Annotated in this window: 7 protein-coding genes; 3 read left to right on the top strand and 4 right to left on the bottom strand. The window is 69.1% G+C overall.

Translation table 11 applies throughout. The annotated features are described in order from the left end of the window. Nucleotides 1–40 precede the first annotated feature (40 nt). The 3 genes from AC07OH_RS02290 to AC07OH_RS02280 form a co-directional block, all read right to left on the bottom strand. Nucleotides 41–997: an alpha-E domain-containing protein gene (locus AC07OH_RS02290; RefSeq protein WP_369632271.1), complete on the bottom strand. Its 957-nt coding sequence runs from the start codon at nt 995–997 to the stop codon at nt 41–43. A gap of 11 nt (nt 998–1,008) precedes the next feature. After that, a complete protein-coding gene (locus AC07OH_RS02285) occupies nt 1,009–2,505 on the bottom strand; it encodes a circularly permuted type 2 ATP-grasp protein (protein ID WP_489057311.1) in 1,497 nt (498 codons plus the stop codon). A 98-nt stretch (nt 2,506–2,603) separates the two neighbouring features. Beyond that, nucleotides 2,604–5,072 (bottom strand): DNA internalization-related competence protein ComEC/Rec2, encoded by a 2,469-nt coding sequence (locus AC07OH_RS02280; RefSeq protein ID WP_495299429.1) that lies wholly within the window; start codon nt 5,070–5,072, stop codon nt 2,604–2,606. A gap of 121 nt (nt 5,073–5,193) precedes the next feature. On the opposite strand from AC07OH_RS02280, the gene AC07OH_RS02275 reads away from it, so the two are divergent. Then, on the top strand, nt 5,194–8,691 hold the full coding sequence (locus AC07OH_RS02275; RefSeq protein ID WP_495299428.1) for a transglutaminase family protein: 3,498 nt from the start codon (nt 5,194–5,196) through the stop codon (nt 8,689–8,691). A gap of 32 nt (nt 8,692–8,723) precedes the next feature. On the opposite strand, the gene AC07OH_RS02270 is transcribed toward AC07OH_RS02275, so the two are convergent. After that, nucleotides 8,724–9,323 (bottom strand): ORF6N domain-containing protein, encoded by a 600-nt coding sequence (locus AC07OH_RS02270; protein WP_495299427.1) that lies wholly within the window; start codon nt 9,321–9,323, stop codon nt 8,724–8,726. 130 nt (nt 9,324–9,453) lie between these two features. Between AC07OH_RS02270 and AC07OH_RS02265 the strand changes: the two genes are divergently transcribed. Together AC07OH_RS02265 and AC07OH_RS02260 are read left to right on the top strand one after the other, a co-directional pair. Then, nucleotides 9,454–12,198 carry a circularly permuted type 2 ATP-grasp protein gene (locus AC07OH_RS02265; RefSeq protein ID WP_495299426.1) on the top strand — a complete coding sequence of 915 codons (2,745 nt, stop codon included), beginning with the start codon at nt 9,454–9,456 and terminating at the stop codon, nt 12,196–12,198. A 42-nt stretch (nt 12,199–12,240) separates the two neighbouring features. Further along, complete coding sequence (locus AC07OH_RS02260; RefSeq protein WP_495299425.1) at nt 12,241–13,062, top strand: basic amino acid ABC transporter substrate-binding protein; 822 nt, start codon at nt 12,241–12,243, stop codon at nt 13,060–13,062. The last annotated feature ends 14 nt before the right edge of the window (nt 13,063–13,076 follow it).

Raw genomic sequence — 13,076 nt, 5'->3', positions numbered from 1 at the left:
GTCCTGGGGCCTTGATAGGCCCGCAGGACTCGGCGCCTTGTCAGTGCGCCGGCACCAGGAAGTCCTGGCTGATGCGCCCGCCCAACTCGTTCACGCGATCGAGGAACTGCGTGAGGTAAGCATGCAACCCCGTCGCCAGGATCTCGTCGACCCGCGCGTACTGCAGGTCGGCCAGCAGCTTGCCGGCGCGGCGCTGCGTTTCGGCGCTCTGCTCGTTCTGCACCTTCGCCAGGTTGGCGACCACCTCGGCCAGGCTCGCGTGCAGCGAACGCGGCATGTCGGCGCGAAGAATCAGCAGCTCGGCCACGCGCTCGGGCTTGATCACGTCGCGGTACACCTTGCGGTACACCTCGAAGGCCGAGACGCTGCGCAGGATCGCGCTCCAGTGATAGAAGTCGTACTCTTGGTCTTCCTCGGTGGCAGCACCGAAGAACTCGCTGTTGAGCGCGTGGAACTTCACGTCGACCAGGCGCGCCGTGTTGTCGGCACGCTCCAAAAAGGTGCCCAGGCGCGAGAAGTAGAACGCCTCATCTTGGAGCATCGTGCCCAGCGTGACGCCGCGCGACAGGTGCGAGCGGAACTTGACCCACTCGAAGAACTGGCCCGGGTCGCGCTCGAAGTCGCCGGCGCGCAGCATGCGGTTCACTTCGAGCCAGGTGGTGTTCTGCGTTTCCCAGGCTTCGGTGGTGAGCGCGCCGCGCACGGCACGCGCGTTCTCGCGCGCGGCCTTCAGGCAGGAGACGATCGACGACGGATTGCTCTCGTCCTTGACCATGAACTCCATGACTTCGTTGGGCGTGATCTGGTCGTACTTCTTGCTGTACCAGGGCAGCAATTCGCTGATCGAGAGCACGCCCTGCCAGCCGTACTTGGCAACCTCGGCCGACTGCGGCAGCAGCGAGGTCTGGTAGTTGACGTCGAGCATGCGCGCCGTGTTCTCGGCACGCTCGGTGTAGCGCGACATCCAGTAGAGGTGGTCTGCGGTGCGGGACAGCATCGTGGGTGCTCCTACTGCGATTGGCTTTGCGACTGCGTGGCCGCCTTCGGCTTGGCCGTGCGGTCCGCTTCGAGAATCCAGGTGTCCTTGGTGCCGCCGCCCTGCGACGAGTTGACCACCAGCGACCCTTCCTTGAGCGCCACGCGCGTGAGGCCGCCGGGCACCATCTGCACCTCGCTGCCCGAGAGCACGAAGGGACGCAGGTCGATGTGGCGCGGCGCGATACCGGCGTCGACAAAGGTCGGCGAGGTCGACAGGCTCAGCGTGGGCTGGGCGATGTAGCCGTCGGGCTTGGCGATGACGGCCTTCTTGAAGTCTTCGATCTCGGCCTGCGTGGCGGCCGGGCCGATGAGCATGCCGTAGCCGCCGGCGCCGTGCACCTCCTTGACGACCAGGTCCTTCATGTTGTCGAGCGTGTACTGCAGCTCGTCCTTGTTGCGGCACATGTAGGTGGGCACGTTCTTCAGGATCGGCTTCTCGCCGAGGTAGAACTCGATCATCTTCGGCACGTACGGGTAGATCGACTTGTCGTCGGCCACGCCGGTGCCCACGGCATTGCAGATCACGACGTTGCCCGCGCGGTAGGCGCGCATGAGGCCCGCGCAGCCGAGGGTGGAGGTCGGGCGGAACACGTCGGGGTCGAGGAAGTCGTCGTCGACACGGCGGTAGATCACGTCGACCCGCACCGGTCCGCGCGTGGTGCGCATGTAGACGAAGTCGTCCTTGACGAACAGGTCTTGCCCTTCGACCAGCTCCACGCCCATCTGCTGGGCCAGGAAGGCGTGCTCGAAGTAGGCGCTGTTGTACATGCCGGGCGTGAGCACCACCACGGTGGGCTCGGCCGTGGCCGGCGGCGCGCTGGCGCGCAGGGTTTCGAGCAGCAGGTCGGGGTAGTGGGCGACCGGCGCGATGCGGTTCTGGTTGAACAGCTCCGGGAAGAGCCGCATCATCATCTTGCGGTTTTCGAGCATGTAGCTCACGCCGCTGGGCACGCGCAGGTTGTCTTCGAGCACGTAGTACTCGCCGTTGCCCTGGGCATCGGGGGCGCGCACGATGTCGATGCCCGAGATGTTCGAGTAGACGTTGTGCGGCACGTTCACGCCCATCATCTCGGGGCGGAACTGGGCGTTGTTCAGGATCTGCTCGGCCGGGATGATGCCGGCCTTGATGATGTCCTGGTCGTGGTACACGTCGTACAGGAAGCGGTTGAGCGCCGTGACACGCTGCACCAGCCCCTTTTCCATGCTCTCCCACTCGTGGGAGGGAATGATCCGGGGCAGCAGGTCGAACGGGATCAGCCGCTCGGTGCCGGAGCCGTCCTCGTCCTTGGCGCCATACACCGCGAAGGTGATGCCGACCCGGCGGAAAATCATTTCCGCCTCTTCACGCCGCGATCGCATCACCTCACCGGGTTGCTTCGCAAGCCATTGGTCGTAGCGCTTGTAGTGCTGTCGGATTGCAGCGCCCGCATAGGGGAGCTGCTCATACATCTCGTCGAATTTGTGCATGGAACGACCAATCTCCTTGAGCCATAGCTTAGCAAGTTCAAGGCCAGTAGAAGCCCTAGGTTTGGGCGCAATGCGAGGGCATTTGGCGTTTCGGACCTTCAGGGCATGCGGTGGCGCCAGTAGCGCAGATCGTGCGCGCGTTCACACTTCAGCTCGGCGGGCAGCTGGCTTGCCCAATGGGCGGCACCGCAGCGCGGGCTGTCGACCACCTGCACGCCACGCTCGACGTAACGCGCCACCACCTCGGGCGCCGGGTGGCCGAAGCGGCTGCGGTAGCCGGCCTGGACCAGCGCGATGCGCGGGCGCACAGCGTCGAGCAACGCCTCGCTCGACGAAGTCTTGCTGCCATGGTGCGGAACCAGCAGCACGTCAGCCTGCAGCCCGGGCGTTCGCGACACCAACGCGGCCTCCTGCAGCCGCTCGATGTCGCCCGCCAATAGAACCCTGGCGCGGCCGTTGCCGATACGCAGCACGCACGACACGGCATTGGGCCGCGTGAAGCTGCGGTAGTCGCTGTCATAGGGAAGCAGCACCTCGAAGTCGACGCCGTCCCAGCGCCACCGCTGCCCGGCCTCGCAGCGGCGCGCGGGGCGCAGCGCCTGCAGCGGATGCCCGGCCTCGATGGAGCTCAGCAGCGCCGCCTGCGGCTGCATGGCGAGCACGGCGGGGGCGCCGCCGGTGTGGTCGATGTCGCGGTGGCTCAGCAGCAGCAGGTCGAGCCGCTCGCCCCGCGCGCGCAGCAGCGGCACGAGCACGCGGTGGCCCGCGTCGCTGTCGAGCCCGTAACGCGGGCCGGCGTCGTACAGCAGGCTGTGCGTGGCGGTGCGCACGAGGACCGCGTTGCCCTGCCCGATGTCGGCGGCGAGCAGGTCGAACTCGCCCACGGCGGGCCGCGCCGGCGACCACAGCAGCACCGGCAACAGCAGCGGCAGGCCGAGCGCGCGCATCGACCACGGCAGGCGCATCGCCAGCAGCACACCGCCCACCACGCCGCCCGCGGCCAGCCATGGCGGTGGCGCAGCCATCGACAGCGTGGCAAACGGCAGGCCGGCGAGCGCCTGCAGCAGCGAGGCGAACAGCTTCACCGCACCGGCCGCCACGTCCCACAGCGGCGGCACCGCCACGCCGAGCATCGCCAGCGGCGTGATCACCAGCGTCACCCACGGGATCGCGATCGCATTGGCCACGAGCCCGACGGCCGACACCTGCTGGAACAGCAGCAGGCTCAGCGGCGCGAGCGCCAGCGTGATGGTCCATTGCTCGCGAAAGAAGCGGCCCAGGCGCGTGAGCGCGCCCACCCTGCCCTCGCCGGGCACGGCGGTCTCAGAGGCAAACAGCACCGCCACCGCCACGAAGCTGAGCCAGAAGCCGGCCTGCAGCAGCGCCCACGGATCGGCGGCCACCACGACCGCCGCCGTCAGCAGCCAGACGTGCGGCCACGGCCAACGCCGGCCGGTCAGGCGCAGCAGTGCCACGGCCGCGAGCATCCAGACCGTGCGCTGCGAGGGCACGCCCCAGCCGCTGAAGAGCGCATAGAGCGCGGCCAGCAGCACGCCACCCGCGAGTGCGGCCTGTTGTGCGGGCAGCCGCAGCATGAGCCGGCTGCTGCGCCGCCAGAGCGCGCCCACGACATGCGCCGCGAACCATGCGAACAAGGTGATGTGCAGGCCCGAGATCGACATCAGGTGCGCTACGCCGGTGGCGCGGAACACGTCCCAGTCGGCACGGTCGATGGCGCCCTGGTCGCCAGTGACGAGCGCGGCGATCACCCCGGCCTGGCGCCGGTCGTCCACGCGGGCGAAGACCGCATCGCGCACGGCTTCGCGCGCCCGCTCGATCGGGTGCCGCCACGTCGTACCCAGCAGGCGCGGCGCGGGGTCGCGCGCCCCGGCCCGCACATGGCCCTGCGCATGCACGCCCTGCTCCCACGCCCACAGCTCGCTGTCGAAGCCATGCGGATTGAGGTTGCCGTGCGGCGCGCGCAGGCGCACGGTCAGTTGCCAGCGCTGGCCCGCGTGCACCTCGCCCACGATGCGTGCGACGGACGCACGCCGCTCGGCGGGCTGCTCCCACATCCCGCCGTACTCGCCGTACCAGGAGAGTGCGATGCGCGAAGGCACGTTCGGCGGCGCAGCCTCAGGCAGGGCCTCGGCCCATTGCGCCGTCTCCACATCGAAACGGAAGCGCGTTCCGATCTCGCCGGGTTGTGGCATCTGCGAGACCACGCCCGTGAGCCGCAGGTCACGCCCTTCCAGTTGCGGGTCCAGCGCCCCGTTTGCATAGGCCGTCGCGCGCCATCCAGCGAGCCCCGCGCCGGCCATCGCGCCGCAGGCCAGCGACAGCATCAGCACGAGCAGCCGAGGCCCACGCCACCGCCACAGCAGCCATCCGCCGCCTAGCCCCGCCAGCAGCAACGCGACGTAAACACCGGCCTCCCACAGCAGCGGCTGACGCAGTTGCACCGCCGCGCCGAGCAGCGTGCCGCCCAGCGCAACGAAGGCCCCCGCCCCACCCGCGACCGCCTCGGACGCACGCCGCGACTGCCCTCCCCACACCCCGGAATCCATGATGCAAACCCTCCCCCAACCCACGCTCGATGGCGCGTTAATTGCTTGGCAACTGGGCTAGTATGCGTCTCACCAGAGACATCTTTTCGATGCAACCTCGCTGCACTGCACGCCCCTACGCATGTCCATCCACGCCGCACTCCACCACGTCACCCACTACACATACGACCGCCTGGTGCAGTTGGGCCCGCAAGTCGTGCGACTGCGCCCCGCGCCCCATTGCCGCAGCAATGTGATCTCGTACTCGCTGCGGGTCGAACCGGCCGAGCACTTCGTCAACTGGATGCAGGACCCGTTCGCCAACTACCAGGCGCGGCTCGTGTTCCCCGAGAAGACGCGCGAGTTCAAGGTCACGGTCGACCTCGTGGTCGAGATGGCGGTCTACAACCCCTTCGACTTCTTTCTCGAGCCGCAGGCCGAGAACTTCCCGTTCAAGTACACGGCCTCGCAGGCCGAAGAGCTGGCGCCCTACCTCGTGGCCGACCCGGTCACGCCGCTCTTGGAGGCCTACCTCGACAAGGTCGACCGCAAGGAGCAGCGCACCATCGACTTCCTGGTCGGCCTGAACCAGCAGGTGCAGCAGGACGTCAACTACCTCATCCGCATGGAGCCCGGCGTGCAGACGCCGGAAGAAACGCTCACCAACGGCAGCGGCTCGTGCCGCGACTCGGGCTGGCTGCTGGTGCAGCTGCTGCGCCACATGGGCCTGGCCGCGCGCTTCGTCTCGGGCTACCTGATCCAGCTCACGCCCGACGTGAAGGCCCTCGACGGCCCGAGTGGCACCACGGTCGACTTCACCGACCTGCACGCGTGGTGCGAGGTGTTCCTGCCGGGCGCCGGCTGGATCGGCCTGGACGCCACCTCGGGCCTCATGGCCGGCGAAGGCCACATTCCACTGGCCTGCACGCCCACGCCGTCGAGCGCCGCGCCCATCGAAGGCGGGGTCGACGAATCCGAGGTCGAGTTCAGCCACGAGATGACGGTCACGCGCATCTACGAATCGCCGCGCGTCACCAAACCCTACACCGAAGAACAATGGGCCGAGGTGCTCGCGCTCGGCGACGCCGTCGATGCGCGCCTGACGGCCGGCGACGTGCGCCTCACGATGGGCGGCGAGCCGACCTACGTGGCCACCGGCGACCGCGACGCGCCCGAATGGAACACCGACGCACTCGGCCCCACCAAGCGCGGCTACGCCACCGAGCTCGTGCACAAGCTGCGCGCCGAGTACGGCCAGGGCGGCTTCCTGCATTTCGGCCAGGGCAAGTGGTACCCGGGCGAGCAGCTGCCGCGCTGGGCGCTGTCGATCTTCTGGCGCGCCGACGGCCAGACGCTGTGGCACGACCCCGAGCTGTTCGCCGACGAACGCTTTCCCACGCACTACACAAGCGAAGACGCGCGCCGCTTCACCACCGTGCTGGCGCACAAGCTGGGCCTCACCGAGCGCTACATCCAGCCCGGCTACGAGGACACCTACTACTACCTGTGGCGCGAACGCCGCCTGCCGGTGAACGTCGACCCCTTCGACTCCAAGCTCGACGACGAACTCGAACGCGTGCGCCTGCGCCGCGTGTTCACGCAGAAGCTCGACGCGGTGATCGGCTACATGCTGCCCATCGAGCCCGGCAACGCCAACAGCGACGCGCCTGCGCTCGCCGGCCCCGGCTGGAAGACCGGCCCGTGGTTCCTGCGCGACGACCGCCTGTTCCTGATCCCGGGCGATTCGCCCATGGGCTACCGCCTGCCGCTCGACTCGCAGCCGTGGGCCAGCAAGGGCGACTACCCCTACCTCATCGAGCGCGACCCGACCGCGCCGCGCGCCGCGTTGCCCAGCGCGTCCGACTACCGCGCGCGCTATGCCACCGCCACCCCGGTGGCCGGCGCCGACCTGGGCGAGGTGCCCTACACCTTCGGCGCGCCGCCCGTGGTGGCCGCGTCGCTGCGCATGCAGAGTCCCGGCGATGCGGCGAAGGGCGATGCGGCTGATGCCGCTTCTGCCACGTCCGCCACGCGCCAGCCGCTGCGCGGCGAATCCGCCCACTGGGTCACGCGCACCGCGCTGTGCGTCGAGGTGCGCGACCCGCGCCGCGCCAACGGCCCGGCGGCCGAGAAAAAGGGCAGCGCCTCGGGCGTGCTCTACGTCTTCATGCCGCCGCTGGCGCGCCTGGAGGACTACCTCGACCTCGTCGCCGCCGTCGAAGCCACCGCGCAGCAGCTGGGCGTGCGCATCGTGATGGAAGGCTATCCGCCGCCGCGCGATCCGCGCCTGAAGATGCTGGCCGTGACGCCCGACCCGGGCGTGATCGAAGTCAACATCCACCCGGCCCACAACTGGAAGGAACTCGTCGACCACACCGAGTTCCTCTACAACGCCGCGTTCGAGACACGCCTGTCGGCCGAGAAGTTCATGACCGACGGCCGCCACACCGGCACCGGCGGCGGCAACCACTTCGTGATGGGCGGCGCCACGCCCGCCGACAGCCCCTTCCTGCGCCGGCCCGAGCTGCTGGCCAGCCTGCTGCTGTACTGGCACAACCACCCCTCGCTGAGCTACCTGTTCTCGGGCATGTTCATCGGCCCGACCAGCCAGGCGCCGCGCGTGGACGAGGCGCGCAACGACCAGGTCTACGAACTCGAGATCGCGCTGAAAGAGATCGCCAAGAACCGCGAGATCTACGGCCAGAACATGCCCGCGTGGCTGGTCGACCGCACGCTGCGCAACATCCTGATCGACGTGTCGGGCAACACGCACCGCAGCGAGTTCTGCATCGACAAGCTCTACTCGCCCGACTCCAGCACCGGCCGCCTCGGCCTGCTGGAACTGCGCGCCTTCGAGATGCCGCCGCATGCACGCATGAGCATCGCGCAGCAGCTGCTGATCCGCGCGCTGGTCGCTCGCTTCTGGGACGCGCCCTACCAGGCGCCCGTCACCCGCTGGGGCACCGAGCTGCACGACCGCTTCCTGCTGCCGACCTTCGTCAAGATGGACTTCGACGACGTCATCAGCGAGATGCGCCAGGCCGGCTTTGCGTTCGATGCCGACTGGTTCGCTCCGCACTTCGAGTTCCGCTTCCCGCTCGTGGGCCAGATGCAGTCGATGGGCGTGGAGCTGTCGCTGCGCAACGCGCTCGAACCCTGGCACGTGATGGGCGAGGAAGGCTCGGCCGGCGGCACGGTGCGCTATGTCGATTCGTCGCTGGAGCGCATCGAGGTGCGCGTGACCGGCCTGAACGAAAGCCGCCACGTCGTCACCGTCAACGGCAAGGTGCTGCCGCTGCAGCCCACCGGCGTCACCGGCGAATTCGTGGCCGGCGTGCGCTACAAGGCCTGGAACCCGCCTTCGGCGCTGCACCCCAGCATCCCGGCCCACGCACCGCTGACCTTCGACCTCGTCGACACCTGGATGAAGCGTTCGCTGGGCGGCTGCCAGTACTTCGTCGCCCACCCGGGCGGTCGCAACTACGACACCTTCCCGGTCAACGCCTACGAGGCCGAGAGCCGCCGCCACTCGCGCTTCACGCGCACCGGCCACACCCCGGGCCTGCTGCGCACGCCGCCGGCCACCATCGAGCTGCCGGGCAGCCGGGAGTTTCCGTTCACGCTGGACCTGCGGCGCTGAGGATCGAGGTGGGCTCTGTTCGTGCGGGGCGCTTATTGCTTGCCGCGCGCCTTCGGGGCCTTCTTCTCTTCTGGCGTCACGAAGCCGATGGGCCGCCTGGGTGGATCGGGTGGCATCGTCAGCGCCTTGATGGCATCGAAGACCTGGCGCAGTTGGTTGCGCGTGTTGCTGCTGAACGATTCCTGCCGCATGTCGATCAGCTCGGTCTTTTCTTCCAGCTCGCTCAAACGCCTGGCCAGGTCCTGGTGCGTGGTGACCAGCGCCCGTACCCGCACGAAGGTGCGCATGATCTCGATGTTGACCGCAATGGCGCGCGGGCTGCCGAGCACCGAGGACAGCATCGCCACGCCCTGCTCGGTGAACACGTAGGGTGCCGTGCGTCGGCCGCCACGGCCGGTGTTTGAGGTCACAGTTTGTGACCTCAAAGCCGCCCACTCCTCGGGCGAGAGTTGGAACATGAAATCGACCGGGAAGCGCTCGGCATTGCGCTTGACCGCCTGCACCAGCACCTTGGTCTGCACGTCGTAGAGCACCGCCAGATCGGAATCCAGCATCACGCGCTGCTCTCGCAATGACAGGATGCGACTCTCGATATGTGGTTGCAGCGGTGAGTTGGGGGATGCCGCGCTCATGTGAAGAGATGGATTGGTTTTTTTTGATTATGGCTACCGCTATTCATGTTCGGACCCTCAACGCCTTCATTTCGCCTCGCCAGACGGCGCGCGGAAGCCCCGGTGACGGTGATGTGACAATCTCCCCCCTGTGGAACCCCTGAACGAATCCCTGTTCGACGCCCAGGCCCCGGAGCATCCGGCGGCGCTGGCGTCCTCGCTCGCGCCGGCGGCCCTGCCTGGGCATTTCGACGAATTGCGGGGTCAGGCGACGCCCGCGGCGCCCTCGCGGCCGGTGTCGGGCGCGGCCCCGGCGCCCGCCGCGGCCCCGCTGCTGTATGACGCCGCCGAGGAGCGACCGACCCAGTCGCAATCGCAGTCCCAGTCACAGTCGTCCTCGCAATCACAGGCACAGGAACCCTCCCCGTCCAGCGACCCGCCCCCGCTCACCCCCGCCTGGAACGCCTTCTTCGAACAGCTCGGCCCCGGCGGCTTCAACGACCTGCCGCGGCGCGCAGTCAGCCTCGAGCGGCAGATCCGCGACAACGGCGTCACCTACAACGTGTACGCCGATGCCAACGGCCCGCAGCGGCCGTGGTCGCTCGACCTGTTCCCGCTGATCGTCTCGCCCGAGAGCTGGGCCCAGATCGAGGCCGGCGTGCAGCAGCGCGTGCGCGTGCTCGACCGCGTGATGGCCGACGCCTACGGCCCGCAGCAGCTGCTGGCCGAAGGCCTGCTGCCGCCGGCGCTGGTGCGCGGCCACCCCGGCTACCTGCGCGCGCTGCACGGCGTGAAGCCGGCGGGCGACACCTGGCTGCACATCGCCGCCTTCGACCTCGCGCGCGGCCCCGACGGCAACTGGTGGGTGGTCTCGCAGCGCACGCAGGCGCCTTCGGGCCTGGGCTACCTGCTGGAGAACCGCCTGGCGATCACGCGGCAGTTTCCGCAGGCCTTCGAGGCGCTGCAGGTGCAGCGGCTGGCCGCCACCTACAGCGCCATGATGGAAGGCCTGCAGCGCATGTGCCCCTCGGGCTCGCCGCCGCACATCGCGCTGCTCACGCCGGGCCCGTACAACGAAACCTACTTCGAGCACGCCTACCTGGCGCGCTACCTGGGCCTGACGCTGGTCGAGGGCAGCGACCTCACGGTGCGCGACCAGCGCCTGTACCTCAAGACGCTGCAGGGCCTGCGCCCGGTGCACGGCCTCATCAAGCGGCTCGACGACCAGTTCCTCGACCCGCTGGAGCTGCGCCCCGACTCCACGCTCGGCGTGCCCGGCCTGCTGCAGGCCATCCGCGCGGGCAACCTGCTGGTGGCCAACATGCCGGGCTCGGCGTTCCTCGAATCGCCGGCGCTGCTGGGCTTTTTGCCGGGGCTGGCGCTGCGGCTCATCGGCGAGAAGCTCAAGCTGCCGGCACTGCCGACCTGGTGGTGCGGCGAACGCGCCTCGCTCGAGGCCGTGCTGCCGCAGCTGGGCGAGAGCGCCATCAAGCCGACCTACCCCGGCTTCCAGGGCCGCTCCAGCTTCGACGCCGTGTTCGGCAGCCAGCTCGGCCGCCGTGAAATCGACGAATGGGCCGGCCGCATCGTGCGCGAGGGCGACGTCCACACGGTGCAGGGCTACCTGCCGCTGTCGCAGATGCCGACCTGGGCCAGCGACCTCGGCCCCGGCCACATCGCGCCGCGCGCGCTGATGCTGCGCGTGTTCGCGGTGAGCGACGGCCCGCAGTCGTGGCGCGTGCTGCCCGGCGGGCTGGCGCGCCTGGCGGGCCCCGACGCACAGATCGCCTCCATGCAGCGCGGCGGCAGCAGCGCCGACGTCTGGGTGCAGACGCACGGCGAGGTCGACCGCACCACGCTGCTGCAGCCGCACGCCACGCCGGCCTCGCTCGCGCGGCACCGCGCGCCGGTCACCAGCCGCGCGGCCGAGAACATGTTCTGGCTCGGCCGCTACACGGAGCGCGCCGAGAACGCGGTGCGCCTGGCGCGCCTCACGCTCAATCTGCTGGGCAGCGAAGACCAGTCCTCGCGCCCGCTGCTCGAATGGCTGCACCGCATGGCGGTGCGCAATGCGCTCGTGCCGGCCGAAGCGCCGAGCGCGCCGCAGTCACGCCGCGTGTTCGAGCGCGCACTGATCGCCGAGTTGGGCGACGTCGACCACGGTGGCAGCGTCGGCTACAGCCTGCGCAGCATCCGGCAGGCCGCGGCGGCCGTGCGCGAACGGCTGTCGCAGGACAACTGGAACCAGATCGTGCGCGCCGAAAGCGACTTCCTGCGGCGCGCGGCCGAGCAGGCCGGCGAAGGCAGCTTTGCGGCCAGCGCCGCACTGCGCGCACTCGAATCCGCCAGCACCGCGCTGGCCGCCATGACCGGCGCGCAGACCGACCGCATGACGCGCGATGACGCCTGGCGGCTGCTGTCGATCGGCCGCCACATCGAGCGGCTGGGCTTCTTGTCGAGCGCGCTCGAGGCCGGCTTTGCCAACGGCGCAGTGCACGAGGTGAGCGGCTTCGAGGCGATGGTGGCGCTGTTCGACAGCACCATCACCTTCCATGCGCGCTACCAGCAGCGCCGCGACGTCGCCACGCTGGTCGACCTGCTGGTGCTCGACGCCGAGAACCCGCGCTCGCTGGCCTGGGTCACGCAGACGCTGCGCGGGCGCATCGCGCGGCTCGCAGGCAGCGCGCCGGGCAAGCTCACGGCCCTGTCGTACGAGCTGCCCGACCCCGCCACCTGGACGCTCGAACACCTGTGCGCGGCCGGCCCCGGCGCCGACTACCCCGCGCTGGTCGAGCTGCTCGCCACCTGCGAGACGGCCGCGTACCACGTGTCGGACGCCATCGGCACGCGCTACTTCACGCTCACGTCCGAATCGCTGCGCTCAGTGGGCGCCTGATTCCACAGACACACACAACGATATTTCGAAGGAGGCACTTCCATGTCCGGCATCGCCCTCAACCGCCGTCTCACACTGACCGCCGCCAGCCTCCTGGTCGGCCTCGCGCTCGCCGGTTGCGGCAAGCAGGAACCCGCCGCGCCCGCGGCCGCTTCGGCACCGCCGCCCGCCGCCGTGCCGCGCGTGCTGGTCGTGGGCACCGACGCGGCCTACACGCCCTTCGAATCGCAGAATGAAAAGGGCGAGGTCGTGGGCTTCGACATCGACGTGGTGAAGGCCGTCGCGCAGAAGGCCGGCATCGAGGTGAAGTTCGTCAACACGCCGTGGGAAGGCATCTTCAACACGCTCGAGCTGGGCGACCGCGACCTGCTGGTGTCGGCCATCACCATCACGCCCGAGCGCCGCCAGACGATGGACTTCTCGCAGCCCTACTTCGAGGCCCGCCAGCTCATCGCCGTGAAGAGCGACTCGACGGTCGCGAAGTTCGACGACATCAAGAAACTCAAGGTCGGCGTGCAGAACGGCACCACCGGCGACGAGGTGGTGGGCAAGCTGCTGGGCAAGTCGAGCACCGACATCAAGCGCTTCGAATCGACACCGCTGGCGCTCAAGGAGCTCGAAGCCGGCGGCGTGCAGGCCGTGGTGGCCGACAACGGCGTGGTGGCGCACTACCTGGCCAACAACCCGGGCGGCGGCTTCAAGACCGTGAGCGACGCCGGTTTCTCGACCGAGCAGTACGGCATCGCCGTGAAGAAGGGCAACGCCGAGCTGCTGGCGAAGATCGACAAGGGCCTGGCCGACATCAAGGCCGACGGCACCTACGCCAAGATCTACGCCTCGCACTTCGGCGCCGAGTCCAAGTAAACAGCGAGCCGCGC

It is taken from the genome of Variovorax sp. GW821-FHT10C12 (assembly GCF_059415405.1).
The sequence above is the reverse complement of the archived record's forward strand: the minus strand, read 5'-3'. Positions and strand labels throughout refer to the sequence as shown.

Bases quoted from the DNA above. Each gene is read 5' to 3' on its own strand.
- AC07OH_RS02290 (WP_369632271.1), bottom strand. From the start codon at position 997: ATGCTGTCCCGCACCGCAGACCACCTCTACTGGATGTCGCGCTACACC.
- AC07OH_RS02285 (WP_489057311.1), bottom strand. From the start codon at position 2,505: ATGCACAAATTCGACGAGATGTATGAGCAGCTCCCCTATGCGGGCGCT.
- AC07OH_RS02280 (WP_495299429.1), bottom strand. From the start codon at position 5,072: ATGGATTCCGGGGTGTGGGGAGGGCAGTCGCGGCGTGCGTCCGAGGCG.
- AC07OH_RS02275 (WP_495299428.1), top strand. From the start codon at position 5,194: ATGTCCATCCACGCCGCACTCCACCACGTCACCCACTACACATACGAC.
- AC07OH_RS02270 (WP_495299427.1), bottom strand. From the start codon at position 9,323: ATGAGCGCGGCATCCCCCAACTCACCGCTGCAACCACATATCGAGAGT.
- AC07OH_RS02260 (WP_495299425.1), top strand. From the start codon at position 12,241: ATGTCCGGCATCGCCCTCAACCGCCGTCTCACACTGACCGCCGCCAGC.